General features: G+C 50.9%; 21 protein-coding genes and 1 tRNA gene. 12 read left to right on the top strand and 10 right to left on the bottom strand.

Features of this window, described 5'->3' with window-relative positions; translation table 11 throughout:
• Positions 1-174: 174 nt before the first annotated feature.
• The 5 genes from nirK to J2T37_RS02140 all read left to right on the top strand — a co-directional run bounded on the left by nirK (position 175) and on the right by J2T37_RS02140 (position 4,041).
• Positions 175-1,341, top strand: a complete 1,167-nt coding sequence (gene nirK, locus J2T37_RS02120) for a copper-containing nitrite reductase (protein ID WP_253353544.1) — start codon at positions 175-177, stop codon at positions 1,339-1,341.
• Positions 1,342-1,498: 157 nt separating this feature from the next.
• Complete coding sequence (locus J2T37_RS02125) at positions 1,499-2,254, top strand: formylglycine-generating enzyme family protein (RefSeq protein ID WP_253353545.1); 756 nt, start codon at positions 1,499-1,501, stop codon at positions 2,252-2,254.
• 236 nt (positions 2,255-2,490) lie between these two features.
• Positions 2,491-2,760 (top strand): 30S ribosomal protein S15, encoded by a 270-nt coding sequence (gene rpsO, locus J2T37_RS02130; protein ID WP_253353546.1) that lies wholly within the window; start codon positions 2,491-2,493, stop codon positions 2,758-2,760.
• Positions 2,761-2,866: 106 nt separating this feature from the next.
• Complete coding sequence (locus tag J2T37_RS02135) at positions 2,867-3,469, top strand: glutathione S-transferase N-terminal domain-containing protein (protein ID WP_253353547.1); 603 nt, start codon at positions 2,867-2,869, stop codon at positions 3,467-3,469.
• A gap of 35 nt (positions 3,470-3,504) precedes the next feature.
• Positions 3,505-4,041 (top strand): glutathione peroxidase, encoded by a 537-nt coding sequence (locus tag J2T37_RS02140; protein WP_253353548.1) that lies wholly within the window; start codon positions 3,505-3,507, stop codon positions 4,039-4,041.
• 78 nt (positions 4,042-4,119) lie between these two features.
• On the opposite strand, the gene accD is transcribed toward J2T37_RS02140, so the two are convergent.
• The 3 genes from accD to J2T37_RS02155 all read right to left on the bottom strand — a co-directional run bounded on the left by accD (position 4,120) and on the right by J2T37_RS02155 (position 6,518).
• Complete coding sequence (gene accD, locus J2T37_RS02145; protein WP_253353549.1) at positions 4,120-4,992, bottom strand: acetyl-CoA carboxylase, carboxyltransferase subunit beta; 873 nt, start codon at positions 4,990-4,992, stop codon at positions 4,120-4,122.
• A gap of 126 nt (positions 4,993-5,118) precedes the next feature.
• Positions 5,119-5,904 (bottom strand): tryptophan synthase subunit alpha, encoded by a 786-nt coding sequence (gene trpA / locus J2T37_RS02150; protein WP_253353550.1) that lies wholly within the window; start codon positions 5,902-5,904, stop codon positions 5,119-5,121.
• Between the two features lie 131 nt (positions 5,905-6,035).
• A complete protein-coding gene (locus J2T37_RS02155) occupies positions 6,036-6,518 on the bottom strand; it encodes an FxsA family protein (RefSeq protein WP_253353551.1) in 483 nt (160 codons plus the stop codon).
• Between the two features lie 170 nt (positions 6,519-6,688).
• Between J2T37_RS02155 and J2T37_RS02160 the strand changes: the two genes are divergently transcribed.
• Positions 6,689-7,390 (top strand): peptidoglycan DD-metalloendopeptidase family protein, encoded by a 702-nt coding sequence (locus J2T37_RS02160; protein WP_253353552.1) that lies wholly within the window; start codon positions 6,689-6,691, stop codon positions 7,388-7,390.
• A gap of 77 nt (positions 7,391-7,467) precedes the next feature.
• On the opposite strand, the gene dcd is transcribed toward J2T37_RS02160, so the two are convergent.
• From dcd to J2T37_RS02175, 3 genes are read right to left on the bottom strand one after another with little or no spacing between them, the layout of a single operon-like run.
• Entirely contained in the window at positions 7,468-8,034 is a 567-nt protein-coding gene (gene dcd / locus J2T37_RS02165; protein ID WP_253353553.1) for a dCTP deaminase, read from the bottom strand.
• Positions 8,035-8,094: 60 nt separating this feature from the next.
• Positions 8,095-8,523, bottom strand: a complete 429-nt coding sequence (locus tag J2T37_RS02170) for a hypothetical protein (RefSeq protein ID WP_253353554.1) — start codon at positions 8,521-8,523, stop codon at positions 8,095-8,097.
• Positions 8,524-8,574: 51 nt separating this feature from the next.
• Positions 8,575-9,474 (bottom strand): recombination-associated protein RdgC, encoded by a 900-nt coding sequence (locus J2T37_RS02175; protein ID WP_253353555.1) that lies wholly within the window; start codon positions 9,472-9,474, stop codon positions 8,575-8,577.
• A gap of 142 nt (positions 9,475-9,616) precedes the next feature.
• Here J2T37_RS02175 and J2T37_RS02180 point away from each other — a divergent pair.
• The 4 genes from J2T37_RS02180 (at position 9,617) to metE (ending at position 14,100) form a co-directional block, all read left to right on the top strand.
• Positions 9,617-9,692: transfer RNA gene (locus tag J2T37_RS02180), tRNA-Glu, on the top strand.
• 263 nt (positions 9,693-9,955) lie between these two features.
• Positions 9,956-10,489, top strand: a complete 534-nt coding sequence (locus J2T37_RS02185) for a hypothetical protein (protein ID WP_253353556.1) — start codon at positions 9,956-9,958, stop codon at positions 10,487-10,489.
• Between the two features lie 382 nt (positions 10,490-10,871).
• Positions 10,872-11,768 (top strand): methylenetetrahydrofolate reductase, encoded by an 897-nt coding sequence (gene metF, locus J2T37_RS02190; protein ID WP_253353569.1) that lies wholly within the window; start codon positions 10,872-10,874, stop codon positions 11,766-11,768.
• Positions 11,769-11,820: 52 nt separating this feature from the next.
• A complete protein-coding gene (metE, locus tag J2T37_RS02195; protein WP_253353557.1) occupies positions 11,821-14,100 on the top strand; it encodes a 5-methyltetrahydropteroyltriglutamate--homocysteine S-methyltransferase in 2,280 nt (759 codons plus the stop codon).
• A gap of 401 nt (positions 14,101-14,501) precedes the next feature.
• Here the strand turns inward: metE and J2T37_RS02200 are convergent, their stop codons facing one another.
• Positions 14,502-17,270, bottom strand: a complete 2,769-nt coding sequence (locus J2T37_RS02200) for a type ISP restriction/modification enzyme (RefSeq protein WP_253353558.1) — start codon at positions 17,268-17,270, stop codon at positions 14,502-14,504.
• A complete protein-coding gene (locus tag J2T37_RS02205) occupies positions 17,263-19,452 on the bottom strand; it encodes a restriction endonuclease (protein WP_253353559.1) in 2,190 nt (729 codons plus the stop codon). Before J2T37_RS02205 ends, J2T37_RS02200 begins: the two co-directional genes overlap by 8 nt.
• 233 nt (positions 19,453-19,685) lie before the next feature.
• Between J2T37_RS02205 and J2T37_RS02210 the strand changes: the two genes are divergently transcribed.
• On the top strand, positions 19,686-21,968 hold the full coding sequence (locus tag J2T37_RS02210) for a DNA internalization-related competence protein ComEC/Rec2 (RefSeq protein WP_253353560.1): 2,283 nt from the start codon (positions 19,686-19,688) through the stop codon (positions 21,966-21,968).
• A gap of 388 nt (positions 21,969-22,356) precedes the next feature.
• On the opposite strand, the gene J2T37_RS02215 is transcribed toward J2T37_RS02210, so the two are convergent.
• Positions 22,357-23,721 (bottom strand): FAD-binding oxidoreductase, encoded by a 1,365-nt coding sequence (locus tag J2T37_RS02215; protein ID WP_253353561.1) that lies wholly within the window; start codon positions 23,719-23,721, stop codon positions 22,357-22,359.
• Between the two features lie 219 nt (positions 23,722-23,940).
• Positions 23,941-24,225, bottom strand: coding sequence for a hypothetical protein (locus J2T37_RS02220; RefSeq protein ID WP_253353562.1), 285 nt, complete (start codon positions 24,223-24,225; stop codon positions 23,941-23,943).
• A gap of 524 nt (positions 24,226-24,749) precedes the next feature.
• Here J2T37_RS02220 and J2T37_RS02225 point away from each other — a divergent pair.
• The gene (locus J2T37_RS02225; RefSeq protein ID WP_253353563.1) at positions 24,750-25,229 is read left to right on the top strand and encodes an FKBP-type peptidyl-prolyl cis-trans isomerase; all 480 of its coding nucleotides are present in this window, start codon (positions 24,750-24,752) and stop codon (positions 25,227-25,229) included.
• Positions 25,230-25,653 lie beyond the last annotated feature (424 nt).

Raw genomic sequence — 25,653 nt, forward strand, 5'->3', positions numbered from 1 at the left:
AATCTTTTATGATGATGGATGTGTAGTTATTAAGGATTAATTCAGCCTTAAAAGATTCAAATTTTATGAATTAATTGATTTAGGTCAAGATTCGTAAAATCAAAACTACACATAATGACTTAAAAATACATAAACCCGATTTTTTACCATCTCTCCAAAAAAGGAAACACAACCATGAAACGCCAAGCCTTAGCTGCGATTATCGCTTCCATGTTTGTTTTAGCTGCCTGCGGCGGCGATGACAAAGCTGCCAACCAGTCAGCAGACACCCAAGCTTCTGCTGTTGCCGCTTCTGCCGAACAAACTGCTGCGGCCGACACCCCGTCAAGCGAATTGCCGGTAATTGATGCCATTGTGACGCATGCGCCGGAAGTGCCGCCGCCGACCGACCGCGACCATCCGGCCAAAGTCCGCGTGAAAATGACCACTGTTGAAAAAACCATGAAAATGGCCGACGGTGTGGATTACCACTACTGGACATTTGACGGCGATGTTCCGGGTCAGATGATTCGCGTACGCGAAGGCGATACCGTGGAAGTGGAATTCTCCAACGACCCGTCTTCTACCGTACCGCATAACGTGGACTTCCACGCGGCGACCGGTCAGGGCGGCGGCGCGGAAGCCAGCTTTACTGCGCCGGGTCATACTTCTACGTTTACTTTTAAAGCATTGCAAGCCGGTTTGTATATCTACCACTGCGCCACTGCGCCGGTGGGCATGCACATCGCCAACGGTATGTACGGCTTGATTTTGGTCGAACCGAAAGAAGGCCTGCCGAAAGTGGATAAAGAGTTCTACGTGGTACAGGGTGATTTCTACACCCAAGGCAAATACGGTGCGCAAGGCCTGCAAGCCTTTGATATGGATAAAGCGATTGCGGAAAAACCGGAATATGTGGTGTTCAACGGTCATGTCGGTTCGATTGCGGGCGACAACGCCCTGAAAGCCAAAGTCGGCGAAACCGTGCGCATGTATGTCGGCAACGGCGGCCCGAATCTGGTGTCTTCTTTCCACGTGATTGGTGAAATCTTCGACAAAGTATATGTGGAAGGCGGCAAACTGATTAACGAAAACGTCCAAAGCACGCTGATTCCGGCGGGCGGCGCGGCGATGGTGGAATTTAAAGTGGATGTACCGGGCAGCTACACGCTGGTGGATCACTCGATTTTCCGTGCGTTTAACAAAGGCGCATTGGGTCAGTTGAAAGTGGAAGGCGAAGACAACCCTGAAATCATGAGCAAAAAACTGAGCGATACCGTGTACCAACCGGCCGCACCTGCCACTGCGTCTGCCCCGGCTGCGGTTTCCGCTCCGGCAGCAGCCGCATCTGCTGCAAAATAATCAGTTAGCGTCATTTGTAAAAACCGCCGTTATCCGGCAGTAACCTTATTTTTAACGGGTAACGGTGGTTTTATACCCAGATTGATTTTTCAGACGGCCTTTGCCGTGTGGCAACCGAGGCCGTCTGAAAAATCCATTTCTATAAAAACAAACCACTATGAATACCTTCCGACTCTTTGCTTTATGCGGTATCTTGGCCTGCGGCAGCGTGGCGGCAGCAGATATGGCTGCGGTTGACGGCGGCAGCTATCGGCCGCTGTATCTGAAAAAAGAAACCCCCTTGATTCGCGTCAAGCCCTACCGTATCGACAAATATCCTGTCACCAATGCCGATTTTGCTGCGTTCGTCAAAAAACATCCGCAATGGCAGCGGGGCAAAGTGTCGTCCAAACAGGCGGAAGACGGCTATTTGAAACACTGGGTGAAAAGCGGCAACGGTTTTGCGCCCAAACAGTCGGAAGCCCGTCATCCTGTGACCAATGTTTCCTGGTTTGCCGCGCACGCCTATTGCGCCGCGCAAGGCAAGCGCCTGCCGACCATAGACGAATGGGAATTTGCCGGACAAGCCTCCGCCACGCAGAAAAACGGTACTGCCGAAGCAGGCTATAACCGCACGATTTTGGATTGGTATGCCGACGGCGGACGTAACGGCTTGCGCAATATCGGCCAAAGCCCGGCCAACTACTGGGGTATTTACGACATGCACGGCTTGATTTGGGAATGGACGGAAGATTTCAACAGCAGCCTACTGGCCGCCGGTTCGAGCACGCAGATGTTTTGCAGCGGCGCTTCGGCCGGTTCGAGCGATCCGAGTAATTACGCGGCATTTTTGCGTTTCGGTATCCGCACCAGTTTGCAGGCTAAATATACTTTGAACAACTTGGGGTTCCGGTGCGCGGTGTCGGATAAGTGAAGACAGCGCCGCCATAACACAGCAGCTTGGACGGTATCGCAAGATACCGTCGTTTTTTTCAGACGGCCTTTGCAAGCATTTTCCGGAAAAAGCAGAATTAAAACGTGCAAAAACGCGGCGGCTGTGGCATAATGCCGTCATCTTTTCATAAAGATATTCAGGAGTTTGCACCGGTTGCGGCTGGGCAAACTTGTCCGAGCCTACGAGCTCATATTTATTTTCGGAGTTTTTCCATCATGGCATTGACCGTAGAACAAAAAGCACAAATCGTTAAAGATTTCCAACGCAAAGAAGGCGATACCGGTTCTTCTGAAGTACAAGTTGCACTGTTGACTTTCCGCATCAACGACCTGACCCCGCACTTCAAAGCCAACGCAAAAGACCACCACAGCCGTCGCGGCCTGTTGAAAATGGTGAGCCAACGCCGCCGTTTGCTGTCTTACCTGCGCCGTACCAAACCGGATACTTACCGCACTTTGATTACCCGCTTGGGTCTGCGTAAATAATCTGTTTTGTGCAAGTCTCGCCGTCCATTTTCGGGCGGCGTTTTTTATGCGCAGACAGGGCAGTAGTGCTACAATCAAAGCGTCTTTTCTCAGCAAAGGAGCCCTTATGAAACTCTATCTTAGCAACACTTCCCCTTACGGCCGCCTGTGTCTGACCCGCGCTTATTTATTGGGTTTGAACGATTTACAGCTGGTGTTTACCGACCCGTGGCAGAATCCGCCCGAATTGGAAGCCAAAAACCCCTTCAGCCAGATTCCGGTATTGGAAACCGACAGCGGCGAAATCATTTACAACAGCCTACTGATTTGCCAATATTGGGAAAACGGCCGAGTAACTTCCGCAGAAGGTCTGAATCTTATCGGCTACGCCATGGCTTTGCTGGACAACGCCATCAGCGCCTTCAAATTGGAGAAAAAAACCGGGGAGAGCCGCGAGCATTTCTTGGTCAAACGCAACTTGGAAGCTATCGCCCGCGCCCTGCCGCATGTGCCAACATTTGCCGCCGACAGCCGCGAATGGCCGCAGGTAATGTTGGGCGTATGCCTGCTGACGGTGAAACTGCGCTATCCCGAAATTTTCGACGGCCATGCCCGCAGCGATACGCAAACTGCGTTGGCCGCCTTTGCGCAGCAGCCGTTTGTTGTCCAAACCAATCCAGATGTATTGGGTGAAACCCTGCCCGCGACCATCGGCGACATTCCCGCTTAAACACCAACAGGGCATTGCCCTAGAAAGGAAACAGCATGACCTCGGTTTATGATTTCACCATGAAAGACGCTAAAGGCGCAGACGTGGCTTTGTCCGATTACAAAGGCAAAGTTTTGCTGATTGTCAACACCGCCACCCGCTGCGGCCTGACCCCGCAATATGAAGAGCTGCAAAAGCTGTATGACCAGTATGCCGCGCAAGGCTTGGAAATTTTGGATTTCCCGTGTAACCAGTTCCGTGAGCAGGCGCCGGAGAGCAGCAGCGAAATTGCCCAAGTGTGTCAGATGAAATTCGGTACCAAATTTAAAATCTTCGACAAAATTGAAGTCAACGGCCCGAATGCCGCGCCTTTATACGTTTATTTGAAAGCGCAAAAGCCGGAAGACAAAGGCAATCATGTATTCAAAGATTTACTGATTCGTTTGGCTTCAATGGGTGAAAACCGCGAAGGCAGCGACATCAAATGGAATTTCACCAAATTTCTGATTAACCGCGACGGCGAAGTGGTGGAACGCTTTGCACCGAGCGTGACGCCGTCTGAAATTGCAGACGATATTCAGGCTTTGCTGTAAATATCAAATTCATTAAAGATAAAGGCCGTCTGAAAACGATTTATCATTTTCAGACGGCCTTTTTGTTTTCCTGTGAAATCAGGCAGCGGTCACTTTGTCTCTACGGCAGAGTAGGGTAATCAGGTTGCAAATGCGCTGTTTCATTTCGCGGCGGTCAACGATTTGGTCGATAGCGCCTTTTTCCTGCAAAAATTCAGAGCGTTGGAAACCTTCCGGCAAGGTTTCGCGCACGGTTTGCTCAATCACGCGCGGGCCGGCAAAGCCGATAAGGGCGTTCGGTTCGGCCAAAACCACATCGCCCAAAAAGGCGAAACTGGCGGAAACGCCGCCCATGGTCGGGTTGGTCAGGATGGAGACAAACGGCAGGTTTTTTTCGGTCAGCAAGTGTAAAGCCGCGCTGGTTTTGGTCATTTGCATTAGTGAGAAAACGCCTTCCTGCATACGTGCACCGCCGGAAGCGGCTACGCAGATAAAGGCGCAGTTGTCGGTGGCAGCACGGCGCACGCCTTGTACAAAGCGCTCGCCGACAACCGAACCCATCGAGCCGCCGATAAAGTTGAACTCAAAAACCGCCATCACAACGGGCAAACCATTGATGCTGCCTTTCATCACCACCAAGGCGTCATCTTCGCCGGTGGCTTTTTTGGCGGCACTCAGGCGGTCGGGGTATTTTTTGCTGTCTTTAAATTTCAGCGGATCGGTCGGTTTGATGTTAGCAGCGATTTCTTCGCGGCTGTTTTCGTCCAGCAGCAAATCCAATCGTTCACGGGCGGAAAGCGGGTTGTGGTAATTGCATTTCGGGCAGACGGACGCATTTTGTTTTAATTCGGTGGAATAAACCGTTGCAGAGCAGGATGGGCATTTGTGCCACAGGCCTTCGGGCACTGAAGACGTACTGCTTTTTTCTTCGCGTTTGATTTTCGGCGGTAGGATTTTATCTAACCAGCTCATGGGGACTCCTAAGATACAGGGATACTTACCGTCTCAAAACCGCTGCGGCAAAAAAGGCTCGTGGTTTTATTAAGGAAACAGTATTCAGACGGCCTTGCCTTGTGGGAAGGTAAGGCCGGGGTCGAGTTAACGGATGGCGTCTTTCAATTCTTTGGCCAGCGCACCGGCGGCTTCGGCTTCGCGGCCGGGATGTTCTTCGATTTCGCGCACAATGCGGCTGCCGACAATCACGGCATCGGCAACGGCACCGATTTTACGCGCGCTTTCGGCATTGCTGATACCGAAGCCGACGCCGATGGGCAGGTCGATGTGTTTGCGCAGGAGGGCGATTTTACGCGAAACTTCGTCGGTGTCCAATGTGGCGGCACCGGTCACGCCGCGCAGGGAAACATAATACACGAAACCGCCTGCGACTTTGGCGATGGTTTTCACGCGTTTTTCGGTGGTGGTCGGCGCAATCAGGAAAATACAATCGATGTCACGCGCTTTGAGTTCGGCATACAGCGGGGAAATGGTTTCCACCGGATCGTCAACGGTCAAAACGCCGTCAACCCCGGCTTCGGCGGCGGCTTCGGCAAATTCGCGGTAGCCCATTTTGTGAATCGGATTGAGGTAGCCCATCAGCACAACCGGAGTGGTTTGGTTGGTTTGACGGAAGCGGCTGACGGTATCCAAGACGTCTTTCAGGGAAATGTTTTTGGCTAATGCGCGCTCGGCGGCACGCTGGATGGTCGGGCCGTCGGCCATCGGATCGGAAAACGGTACGCCCAGTTCCAAAATATCCGCGCCGTTGGCAACCAGACTGTGCATCAGCGCCAAGGTGGTTTCCGTGTCGGGATCGCCGACGGTAATGTAAGGAATCAGGGCTTTTGCGCCGTTTAGCGCGGTAAAGGTTTGCTGTATTCTGCTCATCTTTTTCTCTTTTCCGTTCCGATTGGTGGATATTTGCGACAAGGTTCTAAGTATAGCATTTGCAGCCGCATAATAAACAGGCCGTCTGAAAAAAATTCGTTTTCAGACGGCCTGTTGCTGATGGGGCAGGCTTAATCGGCTTTGTGCTCAATATAGTCTTGCTTGCGGGTTTGCGGGTCGGCGCGGGTTACGGTGTATTCGCCTTCGATGATGTCGCCGTCGTCTTGGCGCGTGGTGCGGCCGAACGGATTTTGCGTATCGCTGCTGAAGACGCTGCCGCCCATATCGGCAACAGGCGTGCCTTTAATCGGCAGCAGCAGAATCAAGGCGATAACGGTGGAAATAAAGCCTGGGCTGATAAACAGCAGGGCGGCCACGGCATAGCGTATTGGCCACAGCATTTGGTATAGCGAAATATTCTGCCCGCTACGCACGGCGGCTCCGGCCAGCAAAATACCGGACATCCCGGTATGGCGCAGCATAAGCACGCCGCTGATAAAGCTGACTATCATCAGCAACAATGTCAAGCCGCCGCCGAGCCAGTCGGCGACCCAAACAATTGACATGATTTCTAAAAACAGCAGTACCAAAAAGCCGATACCGAAAAATTGCATGGTTTGCGTTCCTTGTGATGATGCCGGACAATCAGCCCGGCGGATGCTGCAAGGGTAGTGGCAAAACAGGGCTATTTCAAGCGCAGTGGGCGCGGCGGCGGGGTAAAAAAAGGTAAGGGCAGCGTAATCGGGGTGCGGTTTGCCGCTGAGTTTTGTTATCCTTAGGCACTATGAATACTTCTCCTCTTTCCTTAAAAAAGACCTTGAAAACGACCGCGTGGGCATTGTGCGCCGTGTTGCTGGCCGCCTGCGCCGGTAATAAAACAGGCTCTGTGCCCGACGGCTATTACCGAGTGCAGCAGGGCGATACGCTTTACCGCATTGCCAAACGCTACGGCCAAAGCGTATCTACCTTGGCGGCTTGGAACAATATCCCCAATTCGAGCAAAATCGAAGTCGGCCAAGTCTTGCGCGTGAAACGTTCGGGCAGCGCCTCGCGCAGCGCAAGCGGCAGTAGCAGCCGCTATAATGCCGCGTCTGCTCGTACGGTAACGCCGGTTAACCGTTTGAACCTGCAATGGCCGGTGGACAATGGCCGCAACAGCGTGATTCAGCGTTATAACGGTACCAGCAGCAAAGGTATTGACATTGCCGGCCAGCGCGGTGAACCCATTAAAGCGGCGGCGGCCGGTAAAGTGATTTATGTCGGCGAAGGGGTGCGCAGCTACGGCAAGCTAGTGCTCATCAGCCACAATAATGCCACCATCACCGCTTATGCGCATAACGACAGCATTTTGGTGCAGGAAAACCAGCAGGTACGAGCGGGGCAGGCCATTGCCAGCATGGGCAGCAGTGATGCCGACCGTGTGAAGCTGCATTTCGAGGTTAGGATAAACGGCAAAGCAGTCGATCCCATGCCGTATCTGAACTGATGATTAGATTGATGATATAAACATAAAAAGGCCGTCTGAAAAAAAATTCAGACGGCCTTTTCAATCAATATGGATGCTTACGCTTTAGGCAAGGTTACGCCGGTTTGTCCCATGTATTTGCCGTTGCGGTCTTTATACGAGATTTCGCACACTTCGTCGCTTTCGAAAAACAACACCTGCGCCACGCCTTCGCCCGCGTAAATCTTGGCCGGCAGCGGAGTGGTGTTGGAAAATTCCAGCGTCACATAGCCTTCCCATTCCGGCTCAAACGGGGTGACGTTGACGATAATGCCGCAACGCGCATAGGTGGATTTGCCCAAACATACGGTCAGCACATTGCGCGGAATACGGAAATATTCCACGGTACGCGCCAGCGCAAAGGAGTTGGGCGGGATAATGCAGCAGTCGTCTTCGACGGTAACAAAGTTTTTCGGGTCGAAGTTTTTCGGATCGACGATGGTGCTGTTGATGTTGGTGAAAATTTTAAATTCGTTGGCGCAACGGATGTCGTAGCCGTAGCTGGATGTGCCGTAGGAAATAATGCGCTGGCCGTTGGCTTCTTTGATTTGGTTCGGCTCAAACGGCTCAATCATGCCGTGCTCTTCGCTCATGCGGCGTATCCATTTGTCGGATTTGATGCTCATATCGGGATTCCTTATGGTATTTTTCAGACGGCCTTAATGGTTAAAAAGGCCGTCTGAAGGTTATTTCTGAATAGATTTAGACAGCTTTGCGTCGGTCATTATGCCTTTGTCAAATTTCATCACAAACAGCGGTTTGCCGTCTTTGCGCACGTCAAACGTACCTTCGGCGTAGCCGTTGGCAAAGCGGCCGTTCAGCGTCATGTGGTTGAGCTTGGTGCTGTTGACATTAAACGGCTCTAAAAAGACTTCCTGCCCGACGCGGATATTAACGCTGTATGCGCCTTTGCCGTGGAAACGGCCTTTTTGAAACTGCCCCGCATAGCGGCGACCGTCGCGGCATTGCCATACGCCTTGGCCTTCTGGTTTGCCGTTACGACCGACCGCGCCGTCATAGCGGCAACCCTTACCGGCATAATCGTCCAGCGTTGCTGCGTGGGCAAATAAGCCCATTCCGACCGCCAGCAAGCCGCAAATCATCTTTTTCAACATGGTTCATCCTTGCTTTCAGACGGCCTTGAGGCTACCGAGGCCGTCTGAAAATTATTCCTGCCAACCGCCTAAATAGCCGACCAGCTCTTCCAGCATGGTGGAAACGGCTTCGGTCATCAAAATCTGCGAAGCAAAAGTCAGGCTGGCAGCGTCATCGCCGTTGTTTTCCGCTTCTTCTTGCAATATGTCCAAATACTGAATGCGTTTCAGGGTAAAGTCGGCGGTCAGGATAAAGGCCAGCTGCTCGCGCCACACCAAGCCCAGTTGGGTCACGACCTTGCCGTTTTTGACGTGTTGCACCACCTCATCAGCGGTCAAATCCTGTTTGGATACCTTGACCACCGGCACGACATCGCCCACGCCTTTGAGTTCGCAATCGCTGTCCAACTCAAAACCGCCTTCGCAAGCGCCGTTTAAGAGCCATGAAGTCATCAGCGAAGAGGGCGATTGCTTGGTGTTCGGCAACGCCGCTTCCAAACCGCCCAACGCTTCGCGCAGCTTGCTCAACACATTTTCCGCTTTGGCGGACGCGGCGTTGTTGACCAGCAGATAGCCGTGGCGGGTATCGAAAATCGCCTGCGTGCGGCTGCTGCGGGTAAAGGCGCGCGGCAATAGGTCGTCGGTAATCTGTTCTTTTAATTCCTGCTTTTCCTTACGGCCGACATTACGCGCTTCTTCGTTTTGGATGTGCGCCACGCGATCGTCCAAAATATCGCGGATAACCCCAGTGGGCAAGACTTTTTCTTCCTTTTTCAGCGCCACGCGCCAAGTGTAGTCGGCCGGAAAAACCAACTCCGGCGAAAAGGAAACCGGCGGCGCAAACCCCTCGCTAAACCAGTCCAAACCCTGACAATGGGTAAAGGCTGCTTCGCCCAATTTGTCGGCCAGCGTGTCCAATTCGGGCAGCTTGTCTTTATTCAGCGGGTAGAAACTGATTTGCTTAAACCACATTGCGTTTTCCTTTCTCTCAAACCGCCTTATTATACCGATACTCCCCCAGGCTTTGTAGGCCGTCTGAAAAATAAATCGGAAGAACGGCAGTGCCGTCATTGACAGGATAACGGCATTTCTGTATAGTACGCGATTCGGTTACGCGCCCATCGTCTAGAGGCCTAGGACACTGCCCTTTCACGGCGGCAACCGGGGTTCGAATCCCCGTGGGCGTGCCAAAATTTTAAAGCACCGTTTTTTGAAACGGTGCTTTTTTCATGTTTATCAAAAGCGCGGATGAATCTTTACTTGATTTCAAGCAGTTTTGCTTTTGGTTCAGACGGCCGAACGACTTGTTTTTAAATATATTGTTGTCCATTCTCAAGCCGTTTGCCGCCAGTAGCTGCGATAGGGGGCAAGACAAAGGCGGCAATCTCTGTTAAGGTATAACACGAGTGTTCGGCACAGTCCGATGTTTAATTTTCAGAAATGGAGCAAACTGATGAATGCAAATGTAAAAATGACGGCTGCTGCGGTATTGGCAATGGTGGCCTTGTCTGCATGTAGCACTTTCGGCGGCGAGAAAGCCAAACCCGCCAGCAAACCTACTGCCAAAACAACCGCGCAAGCGCCGGCGAAACAGGTTCCGGTTGAGCCGCAGACCATGCAAGTGGATTCTATCGACGCTAAAAAAGAAGTGGCTTACAAATGCGGCACTCAGCCTTTGACTGTAATGTACGGTATCAAAGGCGGCGAAGTCGTTGCGGCTCAAGCAAAATACAAAGACCAACTGTCGCCGACTATGTACCGCGTTATCGGCATCAATGACTACAACGGCTTCTGGGGCAATGGCAACGGATGGGTTACAACCAAAGCTAACGCAGCCAATGTAGATAAAGTGGACGGCAATATGCTGACCCAACGCGCAACCACAACTGTGAACGGCAAACAGGAAGTTGTGGATGAAATTCTGTTTAAAGAATGCGTTTTGGATAAAGCGGCTACCGCTAAATTGAACCGCGCCGCTAAAAAATAAGTGATAAGCGTGTTATTTTAATAAAAGGCCGTCTGAAAAATTTTCAGACGGCCTTATTTCTTTGTAATAAATAAAATTTTAGCAATCTTGAAAAAGGACAATAGAATAAGTATGTCTGTTGCCGCCTAAAAAGACGACATCGCCTAATGAAATGGGGATTTAGAAGGGATATTGACGAAGGTTTAGGGAAAATGTGGAGAAATTTAAAAAAACGGCCGAATCAAGGGGGAATTCCTGATTCGGCCGTTTTTTACAAATGCTTTGGTCTTTTATTAAAATAATTCATGAAAAACTGGAAAAATTTGAAATTGACTCATTTTAAGGGTGAATTTAATATGGCTTCAACAAAACACCAACGCGCAGCAGAGAGGTACACATCATGATTCAATACGCCAGAGGCATCAGCGAGCTGAACAACAGCCTTGCCGATTTGGGTGACGACATCAACGTCTCATTTGAATTTTTCCCGCCGAAAACCGAAGAGATGGAAACCCTGTTGTGGAACTCCATCAACCGCCTGAAATGTCTGAATCCGAAATTTATGTCGGTGACTTACGGCGCAAATTCCGGCGAGCGTGAGCGTACCCACAGCATTGTGAAGCAAATCAAGCAGAAAACCGGTATCGAAGCGGCGCCGCACCTGACCTGTATCGATTCCACCGCCGATGAATTGCGCCAAATTGCCCGCGAGTATTGGGACAGCGGTATCCGCAATATCGTGGCATTGCGCGGCGATGTTCCGGCCGGTTGCGGCAAACCGTCGGTGTATGCCGAAGATTTGGTAAAACTGCTGCGCAGCGTGGCCGATTTTGATATTGCGGTGGCGGCTTATCCCGAAGGCCATCCCGAAGCCAAATCCGCCCAAGCCGATTTGATTAATTTGAAACGTAAAATCGATGCCGGTGCGACGCATGTAATCACGCAGTTTTTCTTTGACATTGAAAGTTATCTGCGTTTTCGCGACCGCTGCGTGATGGTGGGTATTGAAGCCGAAATTATCCCAGGTATCCTGCCGGTTACCAATTTCAAGCAGTTGGGCAAAATGGCGCAAGTGACCAATGTCACCATCCCCAACTGGCTGGCGCATATGTATGAAGGTTTGGACAACGACCAGGCCACGCGCAATCTGGTGGCCGCCAGCATTGCCATGGATCAGGTCAAAGTATTGTCGCGCGAGGGCGTGAAAGATTTTCACTTCTACACGCTCAACCGCAGCGAGCTGACTTACGCGATTTGCCATACCTTAGGCGTGCGCCCGTATCACCAACAGGCCGCCTGAAAAATTTAACCCATTATTATTTTTTAATTTTTCATTCCATCAGGAGAAAAACATGACAACATTGCACTTTTTAGGTTTCCCGCGCGTCGGAGCATTCCGCGAATTGAAATTCGCCCAAGAAAAATACTGGCGCAAAGAGCTGGGCGAGCAAGAACTGTTGGATGTCGCCAAAGATTTGCGTGAGAAAAACTGGAAACACCAAGCTGCCGCCAACGCTGATTTTGTGGCCGTTGCCGACTTTACCTTTTACGACCATATTTTGGATTTGCAAGTCGCTACCGGCGCGATTCCCGCCCGTTTCGGCTTTGACAGCCAAAACCTGACCTTGGAACAATATTTCCAACTGGCGCGCGGCAACAAAGAGCAATTCGCCATTGAAATGACCAAATGGTTTGACACCAACTACCATTATTTGGTGCCCGAGTTCCACGCCGATACCGAATTTAAAGCCAATGCTGCGCACTATCTGCAACAGCTGCAAGAAGCGCAAGCGCTGGGCTTGCAAGCCAAACCGACCATCGTCGGCCCGCTGACCTTCCTGTGGATTGGTAAAGAAAAAGGCGATACCGATTTCGACCGTCTGAGCCTGCTGCCGAAACTGCTGCCGGTTTATGTAGAACTGCTGACCGCATTGGCCGAAGCCGGTGCAGAGTGGATTGAAATCGACGAACCTGCGCTGGCTGTGGATTTGCCGCAAGAATGGGTTGTCGCCTACAAAGAAGCATACGCCGCTTTGAGCCAAGTAAAAGCCAAAATTTTGCTGGCTACTTATTTCGGCTCAGTTGCCGAACATGCCGACCTGCTGAAAGCCTTGCCGGTTGACGGCCTGCACATCGACTTAGTGCGTGCGCCTGAACAGCTTTCCGCCTTTGCCGATTACGACAAAGTCTTGTCTGCCGGTGTGATTGACGGCCGCAATATCTGGCGTGCCAACTTGAATCAAGTTTTGGATACCCTTGAGCCGCTGAAAGCGCAACTGGGTGATCGTCTGTGGATTGCTTCTTCCTGCTCGCTGCTGCACACCCCTTACGATTTGTCGGTGGAAGAAAAACTGCAAGCCAACAAGCCCAACCTGTATTCTTGGCTGGCCTTCACCCTGCAAAAAACCGATGAATTGCGCGTATTGAAAGCCGCTTTGGACAACGGCCGCGACAGCGTTGCCACAGAATTGGCCGCCAGCCAAGCCGCCGCCGATTCCCGCGCGGGCAGCGCCGAAATCCACCGCGATGACGTAGCCAAACGCTTGGCCGAACTGCCTGAAGGTGCCGACCAACGTAAATCGCCGTTTGCTACCCGCCTCAAAGCGCAACAGGCTTGGTTGAACCTGCCGCTTTTGCCGACCACCAACATCGGCTCGTTCCCGCAAACCACCGAAATCCGCCAAGCGCGTGCTGCCTTCAAAAAAGGCGAATTGAGCGCTGCCGACTACGAAGCCGCGATGAAAAAAGAAATCGCTCTGGTGGTGCAAGAGCAGGAAAAACTGGGCTTGGATGTCTTGGTACACGGCGAAGCCGAGCGCAACGACATGGTGGAATACTTCGGCGAGCTGTTGAGCGGCTTTGCCTTTACCCAATACGGCTGGGTGCAAAGCTACGGCAGCCGCTGCGTGAAACCGCCGATTATCTTCGGTGACGTGAGCCGCCCCGAAGCCATGACCGTGGCTTGGTCAACTTACGCGCAAACCCTGACTGACAAACCGATGAAAGGCATGCTGACCGGCCCGGTAACGATCTTGCAATGGTCTTTCGTGCGCAACGACATTTCGCGCGCCACCGTGTGCAAACAAATCGCCTTGGCCTTGAATGATGAAGTGTTGGATTTGGAAAAAGCCGGCATCAAAATCATCCAAATCGACGAACCGGCCATCCGCGAAGGTTTGCCCTTGAAACGCGCCGATTGGGATGCTTACTTGGCTTGGGCGGGCGAAGCCTTCCGCCTGTCGTCAACAGCTTGCGAAGACAGTACCCAAATCCACACCCATATGTGTTATTCCGAGTTTAACGACATCCTGCCCGCGATTGCCGCGATGGATGCAGACGTGATTACCATCGAAACTTCACGCTCCGACATGGAATTGCTGACCGCGTTCGGCGAATTTAAATACCCCAACGACATCGGCCCGGGCGTGTACGACATCCACAGCCCGCGCGTGCCGACCGAAGCCGAAGTCGAGCGTCTGCTGCGCAAAGCGATGGAAGTTGTGCCGGTAGAACGCCTGTGGGTCAACCCTGACTGCGGCCTGAAAACCCGCGGTTGGAAAGAAACCATCGAGCAGTTGGAAATCATGATGAACGTCACCCGCAAACTGCGCGACGAGTTGGCTGCGAAGTAAGCAGTAAAAAATAGGTAATACAAAGGCCGTCTGAAAATTCGGATTTTCAGACGGCCTTTTTACTTAATGTGAGTTCGGGATAAACAGATAGAATATCTTTTTAAATTTTAGAAGCATACTTCTTCCGGCAGACAGAATCCGCGAGGATTCGTCATTCCCGCGCAGGCGGGAATCCAGAAACCCGGCATTTCTGTAATGTTTTCAAGGCATCAGAAGCTCAAACTTCTGGATTCCCGCCTGCGCGGGAATGACGAAAATCTGGCGATTTTCTGCCTGCTGAAACGCTGTATGGTTCTGAAAATAATGAAAATATTTAAAACGCTTATCCTAAACTCTCGTTAAATAGCATAGAGGCCGTCTGAAAATTTGGATTTTCAGACGGCCTTTTTGCTTAGCTTAAATTATTCCAAGACCAATTCCGGTAAGGCGTTTACGATTTTCATCGTTTCCAAGCTGACCGTTATTACCCGCAAAAACAATTCCAGCGGGTATCTGGCGTTGCCCATTGTTTCCAATGCCCAATCGTTGGCATTGTTGGCAATGCCGCTGTCTTTATCGGTTTTCACGCATTGGCGTTCCATTACCCATTCCAACGCGCTTTTGCTGTTGACGATATAGTCAAACGCCTGTTCGGGGATGTTTTCAATCGTGAAATTTGCGTTATACACCACGTGCGTTTTGTCGTCTTTTTTGGCGAATTTCATTTTCTCCACATAAAAATCGCTGTCGGGACGGTCACTGACAATTTGGTTTTCTGCCAACGACAAACCCTTGATGTTGACGCGGGTGTAAATCGGCGCAGTTTCATAATGCAGATGTAACTGTGCCAAATTACGTCCGGCCTTGCCGAACGCCCAAAAATCCGCTTCGCTTTTCACACGCGGAATGCGTGGTAACTGCTTGGATAAATTATCCGCATATTTTTCACGGTAAGTTTCGCTGTGCAGTAAACCGTAGATATAGTAGAAAATATCTTCCTTGCCGATTGTTTGGCTGCCGTAAAAATCTTGGAAATGCAGCAAGGCCTTATCGTTAATGGCATCTTGACGCTGGTAGCCTGCGGAGGCCGTCTGAAACAAATCGTTGTCCTGCGCTTCGGTTTTCTCGTAGAGGTAGAGTGGAAAGCATTGGTTCTTTTCAAGTAATTCCAAATCAGGAATGGTATTGCTCATCAATGTAGAAAATTCTTTTCTTGCTCCAGCCCCTGTTACACAAATCACCAAGTTTTCGCTTTCGGGAGTAGGGAAAATTTGAGGAATTTGTCCGACACGGTGTACTATCATTTCATCAAAATAAACATTCAATTTGCTAAACGGTCTATACACTCCCATTCTGATATTTGCTTGATTAAATGAAGTCAAAATACCGTTTTTTACCTTGGGAATCAGGCTACTTGACCAGCTGATTTTAGTGGTATCCGTATTGATAAAATCTTCTACTTTTTGATTGCTTCCGGTTTCTTGATAACGCTGAACTTCGGAATTATAAAATTCAATCATTTTTTGCATATTCTCAGACAGTCTGCCGTCTGAAAAGTTATATACCCAAGCATCCCTTCCTGTTTCTGCACCACGCGAATAATTTTCAAAAATCACAAACTCTTTCATCTCTCCTTTTTTCGGTTTATGCCCCAAAATCGGATATTGGTTGAAATTTACATCTCGCTGATTGAGCCAATCGTTAAAGCTGTCAGGTGTAATGGTTTGCCAATCGGTAATGCCGTTAATGCTTTGGTATTCGGCAATCATTTCCAATTTATCTGTACGCTTTAAATAACTGCCGATGTCGTGAAAATAGATTTGTCCTGTTTTTTCAGCATTAGGGTTTTTAACCAAAAGAAAAATAGCCGTTGGTGTCATGATATTGAATACACTTTGACCTTCTTTTTTTGCGCTATCGCCTGATTTTCCACGAATACCGCCGCGTAAATGGAAAAAATATAAACTGGAAAACTCATCAGCTAAACATTTACGCACTCCGTTCATTGCAACTTTCTCAATGAAATTGGCATTGGTAATAAACCCAATCACGCCTTGATTACCGATACGGTCGGAAGCCCAGCGGATGGCGCGGATATAGCTGTCGTAAAGCGAATTTTTGTTGGTTGCGCTTGAATAGGCCGCGTAAGTCTGCTCGATTTTTCTGTCCAAACCCGGATAGGCGGTGTTGGCATTGTTGTCGTTGGCGCTTTCCTGCCCTGCGGAATACGGCGGATTGCCGATGATTACCTTGATATCCAATGCTTTCTGCCGTTTGCGGCGGCGGCTGTTTTCGTCGGGATGGTCGGCCAAATCTTTCGGCTCGTACATGGCGAAGGTGTCGGTCAGGCAGATACCGTCAAACGGGGTATAAGTTTGCGGATTAGCCAGCGCGTGGTAGGTGGTTTCGATGTTGATACTGGCGATGTAGTAGGCGAGCAGCAGCATTTCGTTGGCATGGATTTCGCCATATTTGGCGGGCAGGTTTTCGGGCGCAATCAGGCCGCTTTGCAGCAGGCGGGTGATGAATGTACCCGTGCCGGTAAAGGGGTCGATAATCTGCACGCCTTTTGCATTCAGGCTGCTGCCGAATTCTTGTTGCAATACGTCTTCTACGCTACGGATGATAAAGTCCACCACTTCAACCGGGGTATAGACAATCCCCATTTTCTCGGCCAGTTTGGGGAAGGCTTTGTTGAAGAATTTGTCATACAGCTCTTTGATGACTTCCTGCTTGCCTTGTGCGCTGCGGATACCTTCGACGCGCAGGCGCACGTTGTCGTAAAACTCGTTGAGACGTTCGTTTTCTTTGTCCATCTGCCTGCGGTATAACACCGCCATCACTTTTTCAATCGCCTGCGACATGGGATTGTGGCGGGTAAAGTTGTCGTTTTTGAATAATGCATCAAAAATCGGTTTGGTAATAATGTGTTGCGCCAGCATTTCAACCACTTCGGATTTGCTCAGGCTGTCATTCAGGTCTTGTTTCAGATGGCCGAAAAATTCTTCAAAGGCGCGGATTTCTTCTCCGTTGTCGGGATTATCCAATACGGCCTGCATTTGGCTGATATGCGTTTGGGCGATTTTGGCAACATCGTCTGCCCATTCGTCCCAATACATGCGGTTGCCGACTTTTTTGACGATTTTGGCGGTCAGGGCGCGTTCGATTTCGCCGATTTCAAATTCAAACAAATCGTCGTGTACTTCGGATAAATCGCCTTTTTGCCCGATACTGTTGCTTCGTTGCGCTTTGCTTGCGGTTTTTTTGTTTGGCAGTGGTTTTATTTTTGCACTGTAAGGTTTTGACGGCGGCGACAATTTCGATTTTGTCGTTGGAACCGTCAAACTGCATTTGGTTGAGCATGGCTTCAAAGCGGTCGTCGTGTGAGCGCAGCGCATTTAAAACCTGCCAGACAACGCGGTAGTTTTCGTTGTTATCCAAGGCTTTATCCGGCTCGACCCCGGCGGGGATGACGACGGGCAGAATGACATAGCCGCGCTTTTTCCCTTCGGCGCGGCGCATGACGCGGCCGACCGACTGCACGACATCCACTTCGGAATTGCGCGGTGTCAGAAATAAAACGGCATCTAAAGCGGGCACATCCACGCCCTCTGACAAACAGCGGACATTGGATAAAATGCGGCAGGTATTCTCGGGCGTGTCGGCTTTGAGCCAGTTGATTTTGCTTTGCTTTTCCAGCGCGTTCATGCTGCCGTCAACATGTTCGGCATCGCAATGCAGGGCGTAAGAAGGCTGCTGTTTCAAATCTTCATCGGTTTCGCTTGCCTGATACGCTTCCACCACAGCGGAAAACATTTCACTGATGGCTTTGGAGCTGACTTTGTGTTTTTTGCCTTTGAAATTTTTTTCAATCACTTGGCAAAAGGCAACGGCGCGTTTCATCGGGGTAAAATCGTCATTTAAATCTTGGCTTAATCCTTGTTTGGATAAGGCTTTCCAACAGCCGATGATTTTGGCGGCATCGTCAACGTGGATTTCGCCGTTACTGAGGAATTTTTCCAAGCGGCGGTTGATTTCAGCTTCGGCTACGGTCAATACGATGACTTTGTAATCCACCAGTAAGCCTTGTTTGACGGCCTCGGAAAAACTGATGGTATAAAACGTGTCGCCGAAGTGGTCGCGGTTGTCCATCGAATACAGCACGACACTGCCGTCATCATCTTTGGCTTGCTTTTTCGCATCGCTGCCGTAAATGCGCGGGGTGGCGGTCATATAAAGACGCTTTTGGGCGCGGATAAAGTCGTTGTTGTGGACTTTGACAAAGTTTGAATCCGATTCGCCTTCGTAGGTGTGGCCTGTGGTGCGGTGGGCTTCATCGCAGATAATCAGGTCGAACTCGCCCAGCCCCATCTGCTGCGCCTGATGAATCACATCAATGGAGTGGTAGGTAGAATAGACAACGGTCATGGCTTCGCTGTTTTTCTTGTCATTTAAAGCTTTGAGCGCGTTGATGTGTTTGGTTAAACTTGCGGCGTTGGTGGTGGCGGGATATTGCAAATCGGAAAGGCGGCTGATGATGTTGCTTTCGTCTTCATCGCTTTTCTTTTTGCCGACTTCGCTGTCGGAACACACGGCGAAATTGTGCAATTTGATGGCGCTCTCTTGTGTCCATTCGGTCAGGGTTTGCGACAACAAAGCCAAAGAAGGTACGAGAAACAAGACCATTTTGCCTGCGCCTGCCTGCTCTTCGGCAATTTTGAGCGCAGTAAAGGTTTTGCCTGTGCCGCAAGCCATAATCAGCTTGCCGCGTTCGGCCGTCTGAAAACGGTTTAAAACCGCATTCAGCGCCTGAGACTGATGAGGGCGGAGCTGCTTTTTGTCTTTTAAGACGATTTGCTGCTTTTGCAGATATTGCAACCAGTCAATCGCGCTGTTTTCCAAATCGCTGCGCTTGATGGTGCTGACGGGGATATGCTGATTATCCAGCGCTTCGGCAGCATGGGGTGACCATTTGTCGGTCGTGGTAATGATAATTCGGTGGCTGAAATCTTTTTTGCCGGAGGCGGTGAAAAAGCTGTCGATATCGGACTTTTGTACGGAATAGTCGGCTGAGTAGTTTTTACATTGGATGGCATGAAATTCGCCGCTTGCCGTGGTAGCCACCAAGTCGATACCGGAATCTTGCTTATTTGCGGCACGCTGATGGGTCGCTACCCAATCGGCGTAAGTTTGAACATTTTGATATTGGTCTTGATAAAACGGCTCGTTTTGCAGGTAACGAATCATCAGGTGTTCGAAATCCGTACCTTTATCGCGCGGGCTTGATGCGTTTTGCTGGAATTGCTCCAGAATGAGTGAGAGTGAAGGGTCGGGTCGGGTCGGGTCGGGTCGGGTCGGGTCGGGTCGGTACATAATAGTATAACTTTCCTTATTTGTCAATATGTTATATTTTAGAAAGATGGGTGTATGGGCAGAAGATAAATTGGTAAGAATTGTAAACGGAATTTTTAAAAAGAGATAGATCTTGTGCGACATTGCAGCATAAGAAACATATAAGAAACCCATTTTCAGACGGCATTTTGACATCTGCTGACAACCCTACCGTTTTCAATTATCATAAACCAAATAATCACAAGGGAATTATTATGCTGCGTTACATGCTGCCGTGTTGGGTGGCGGGCGTGGTTGTCTCGTTCGCGCTGCCGTCCGTACCGCTTGTTGAGGTATGGGCGGCGGCGTTTTGCGTATTATCGGCGGCGGCATGGCGGTTTCGGGGAGGGCGTGCATTTCAGACGGCATGGCTGCTGCTGGCGGTATTGCTTGGCGCGGCCTACGGCGTATGGCGCACGGAGCGGGCTTTGGCGCGGCAGTGGCCGTTGGGTCAGACCGAACAGGTGGCGCTGACGGTGGAAGTGGCGGATATGCCGCGCCGTGATGAAAAGCGGGTGCAGTTTCAGGCCAAGGCGCGGCGCAAGGACGGGCGGGAATTTGTGTTGCTGCTGTCGGATTATCAAGGGCGCGGGTGGACGGTGGGCAGCCGCTGGAAAATTTCGGCGCGGGTGCGGCCGGTTATCGGCGAGGTGAATCTGCGCGGTTTTGACCGCGAGGCATGGGCGTTGGGCAACGGCATAGGCGGCGTGGGCACGGTCGGCAAGGGGCGCGAAATGCTATCGGCAGGCAGGAATATGGGGCTGGCGGTTTGGCGCGAACGTATCAGCCGCAACTGGCAGCCGGTTTCGGATGATGAACATCATGGCTTTATGCCGTCTGAAAACAATGCAGCAGATTCGTTTTCAGACGGCATTGCTTTGATGAAAGCCTTGAGCATAGGCGAACAGTCGGCGCTGCGGCCGGCGCTGTGGCAGGTGTTCCGCCCTTTGGGGCTGACTCATTTGGTGAGCATTTCGGGGCTGCATGTGACCATGATTGCGGTATTGGCCGGCTGGTTGCTCAAGCGGCTGCTGCGTTTTTTGCCGTTTACCCCGGCGCGGCCGCGCTTATGGATATTGTGCGGCGGGGTGGCGGGGGCGCTGTTTTATGCGCTGATGGCGGGCTTTGCCGTGCCGACGCAGCGCAGCGTGCTGATGTTGGCGGCATTTGCCTGGGCATGGTGGCGCGGACGCGGCACGGCGGTGTGGGCGGGCTGGTGGCAGGCGCTGGCGGCGGTGTTGCTGTTTGATCCGTTGGCCGTTTTGGGTGTGGGCACTTGGCTGTCGTTCGGCTTGGTGGCGGCGCTGATTTGGGGCGGCGCAGGCCGTCTGAAACAGGGCGCGTGGCAAATGGCGGTGCGCGGGCAGTGGGCGGCGACGGTGTGGTCGGTGGTGTTGCTGGGTTGGTTTTTCGCTTCGCTGCCGCTCTTGAGTCCGCTGGTAAATGCGGTGGCGATTCCGTGGTTTTCTTGGGTATTGACGCCGCTGGCGCTGCTCGGCTCGCTGCTGCCTTTTGCGCCGTTGCAATATTTGGGCGCGGCGTTGGCGGAATATACGCTGCGGGGGATTGTCTGGTTGGCGGACATCGCGCCGGAATGGGGCGTGGCCGCCGCGCCGTGGCCGTTGTTGATGTTAGCGGGGATGGCCGCCCTGCTGCTGTTGCTGCCGCGCGGTACGGGCTTGCGCCCGCTGGCTTGTGTCGCTTTAACCGGTTTTATTTTTTACCGCCCCGCGCCGGTGGCGCAAGGCCGTCTGAACGTGATGGTAATGGACGCTGGGCAAGGCTTGGCGGTGTTGTTTCAGACGGCCTCGCATACGCTGCTGTTTGATACCGGCACGGCGCAGGCCGCCTCTGCGGGCGTTGTGCCCAGCCTGAATGCGCTGGGCGTGCGCCGTTTGGATAAATCGGTTTTATCGCACCACGACAGCGACCACGACGGCGGCTATCCGTTTATCCTGCGCGCGCAGCCGCCGGATAAGATAGCGGCGGGGCAGCCTGAATTTTATCCGCAGGCCGGATTGTGCCGCGAAGCGCGGTGGCAATGGGACGGCGTGGCCTTCGAGTTGCTGAGGCCGTCTGAAAACGGCAGCGCGGAAGACAACGACCAAAGCTGTATTTTACGCGCGGTGGCAGGCGGTGAGGCGCTGCTGGTAACGGGCGATTTGGGACAGAAAGGCGAGGCGGCTTTGGTGGAAAAATACGGCAGCGCCTTGTTTAGCCAAGTCTTGCTGCTGGGGCACCACGGCAGCAATTCCGCCTCTTCGGGCGTGTTTCTCAACGCAGTATCGCCGCAATACGCCGTCGCCTCCAGCGGCTACGCCAATGCCTACGGTCATCCGACGGCAGCGGTACAAAACCGCGTGCGGGCGCATGGCGCGACTTTGCTGCGCACGGATGTGTCCGGCGCTTTGCTTTTTGAGTTGGGTGGCGAGGGAGAAGTTTTTCAAGGCCGTCTGAAAACGGATAAGTTTTATTGGCAGCGCAAACCCTTGGAATAGGGTGGGGATTTGAAAGATTGTTTCAGGCTAATGTCATTTTGGCTTAACAAAAGTATAGTTATCCCTGTTTCGTGTGAATTCCGTTGTGGATAATCAGGGTTGGAGATTGAAAAATAAGGGAAAAGATTAGCTGCGTAAAAAATAGGCAGGTATGATGTTTTGATAAGATTATTCTTTTGTCAACTAAAAAGAAATATTTTTTCAGACGGCCTGTGGCTTTAAAGCGGCAATGCAGGCGGGGATGTTTTATCCTGCAACAGCGTGCATGCGCTTGTGTACGAGATGTGGATAAATACGCTGAGAGATTGAAAAGACAGAGAAAAATAAAATTGCTTAAATTTTAAGCAAAGGCCGTCTGAAATTTCAGACGGCCTTGCCGGTATGCAGGTTAAGGCAGCAGCTTGCCCGGATTCATGATGTTGTGCGGGTCGATTTGCGCTTTGATGGCTTTCATCAGGGAGATTTCGGTTTCGCCGCGTACGCGCGGAATCCAATGGTTTTTAATCGTGCCGATACCGTGTTCGGCGGCGATGGTGCCGTGGTTGGCGAGAATATGCTCATACACAATGGTGTTGATTTTGTCTTCATATTCATACACTTCATTGCTCATGATGGTGGGCAGGAAGGTATTGTAGTGCAGGCTGCCATCCCCGAGGTGGCCGAAGCAGACGACTTGGATGTCGGGGAATGCGGCTTGCAGCGCGGGTTCACATTGGCGCACAAAATCGGCCACGCGCGCAATGGGGACGGCAATGTCGTGTTTGATGCTGGTGCCGAGTTTGCGTTGAGAAGCGGAGATGTTTTCGCGCAAAGCCCATAAATCCTGACGCTCTTGTTCGGATTGCGCCAATATGCTGTTTTCAAATCCGTTTTGATACAAAAATTCGGCTAACTGCTCGGCCAATAGCGGATTGGGCACGGAGTCGGAGAGTTCTAATAAAATATGCCAGTCGGCGTCGGTCGGTTGGCGGATTTGGCTGAATTCGGCGGATAAGCCTAGGGCAAAGCGGCTGACTAATTCAAAGCTGCACAGGCGTTCGGCAAAATGGCCTTGAATCAGGGTCAGCAGCTTGACGGCGGTTTCGATGTCGTCCAGCCCGACCCAAGCGGTTACAGTGGTTTTCGGACGGGCAAACAGTTTCAGGGTGGCGGCGGTAATCACGCCCAGCGTGCCTTCGCTACCGATAAACAGATGGCGCAGCTCATAGCCGGTGGTGTTTTTGTGCAGCGGTTGTAAGTGGGAAATCAATTCGCCGTTGGGCAAAACGACTTCCAATCCCAAAACCAAATCGCGGGTGGTGCCATAGCGTAAGACATTCAAGCCGCCGGCATTGCAGGCAATATTGCCGCCAATTTGACAAGAGCCTTCGCTGGCAAGACTGAGCGGAAACAAACGGCCGGCTGCTTCGGCTGCTTCCTGCACGCGCTGTAAAACCACACCGGCTTCCACAGTAATACTGTGGTCGGCCAAATCAATGTCACGAATACGGTTGAGCTTGGAAAGATTCAGCAATACGCCGCCTTGTGTGACCGCCGCGCCGCATAAGCCGGTATTGCCGCCTTGCGGTATCACGGGAATGCGGTGTTCATGGCAATACCGCATGATTTTTTGCACGCTCTCTACGGATTTGGGCTGCAAAATCACATCCGGCGATGAGGTAAAACGCCGACGTTGGTCGATGAGGAGTTCGGGCGCGGAAGTTAAGATTTCAGAAGCATCGAGAAATGCTGAAAAAGGAGTAGTGGTAGTCATAGCCGGTTTTGATGGGTTTAGAATAAGACGGAAATCTGATTATAATGTAAAGCCAATGCTTTATTATTTATATGTATTGTGGTAGTGGGATGTGAAGACATCCGTTGGCATAAAAGGCTGTGAGGGAACGGGGTAAAAGACGGTTTGAATGCCGTCTGAAAAACAAAAAGCAGGATACTTTCCAGTATCCTGCTTTCCGTATATTCCGAGGAATATTAATTATTTAGCAGCAGAAGTGGCTTCAGAAGCGGCAGAAGCAGCGGCTTCAACGGCAGATGCAGCAGCGTCGGCAGCAGATGCAGCGGCAGCTTCAGCAGTAGAAGCAGCAGCTTCAACGGCAGAGGCAGCAGAAGCGGCAGCAGCTTCAGTAGAAGAAGCAGCGGCTTCAACAGCAGAAGCGGCTTCAGAAGCGGCAGAAGCAGCAGCTTCAGTAGAAGATTGAGAACCGCCACAAGCAGCCAGGGTCAGAGACAACAGAGCAGCAGCCAACAGTGATTTTTTCATTTTTTGGTACCTTCTTAAATCGATTTAAAAACAGAAAATAACTAAAAACGGCCATAAATGGCCTTTACAGTAGAAATCCATTGCTGAATTTTCTTCATTATGCCCCACACGGCAGGCCAATGCAACGGTATCTGAAGGGCGTGCAAGGGCGGTCGGAGTAGGTATGGCGAGGAATAAAACGCTTGGAATAGCTGCCTTTTTATTTTTTTTTATCCGTGGGGAATACTTAATTTCGAAAAAATATTAAAATTTTCAATATATTAAAATAAAAATATGTGTGGTGCAGGCTATTTAGGCGGTCGCAGAGAAAAAGTGTCAACAATGTTGTAAAAAGGATGTAGTCCGGTTGCGGAAAAACAACAAATTTTATAAAACTTATCACAATTTATCGGTATGAGCAGCGGAAAAACATGCCGGATTGTTATTTTGTTACATGGCTGCGGTAGTGGTATTTTCCGGTGCTTGCCTGTGTTAGAATCAGGCTTCGGTAGTATTTGACCGTAGATTAATTAAAGGACGACTAAATGGCTATTGCTAAAAATTCAGTGGTATCGCTGCATTACGAAATGTTTGATGCCAATAACCAACTGTTGGACAAAACCGAAGAGCCGATTGTGTATCTGCACGGCGGTTATGACGGTATTTTCCCGTTGGTGGAAGAGGCGTTGCAAGGCAAAAACGTGGGCGATACGGTGGAAGTGGCCTTGTCTCCTGATGACGCTTTTGGCGAGCGGGATCCGGAATTGGTGCGTATCGAAGACGTGAGCGTGTTTCCGGTTGAAGTGGAAGTCGGCATGATGTTTGAAGCCGATGATCCGGAAACCGGTGATGTGATTATTTACCGCGTCACTGATGTGGCCGACGGCAAAGCCGTGGTAGATGGCAACCATCCGCTGGCCGGTATGAAGCTGCTGTTTAAAGCAACCGTAGACGGTATCCGCGAAGCCACCGCCGAGGAAATCGAGCACGGTCACGTACACGGTGCGCACGGCCATCATCACTAAATAATAGTACGAAGACGCCTTAATTGCTCAACAACGGCGCAGACCACCCGAACAGGAAAACGGAATATGTAGGATATACCGCAGTACCCTGTCGGGCGGTTTTTTGTATCTGCCGGATTTTCCAGCACTAAACTCAAACATTAAATAAAACATGTTTGTATGCCGTTACGGTGTACTTTTGCCACAAAATAAAAGCAGGGGAAGCATATGGGGAGGAAAGTTTTGGTATAGGTCAAACAAAGCAAGAAAATATTTGGCCGCCGTGTAAATTACATTGAATTACATTTATCGGCAAGGATAATCTATATTAAGATAAACCGATAAAAATATTGGGGCTGTACTAGATAACTAGATTTATTCAAAATCATTTAGAATAAATCCCATGAAAAAAAGTCGACTGAGCCCTTATAAGCAAAACAAGCTA

Origin of the sequence: Neisseria perflava (assembly GCF_024170405.1) — a bacterium.
Taxonomy (GTDB): Bacteria; Pseudomonadota; Gammaproteobacteria; order Burkholderiales; family Neisseriaceae; genus Neisseria; species Neisseria perflava_B.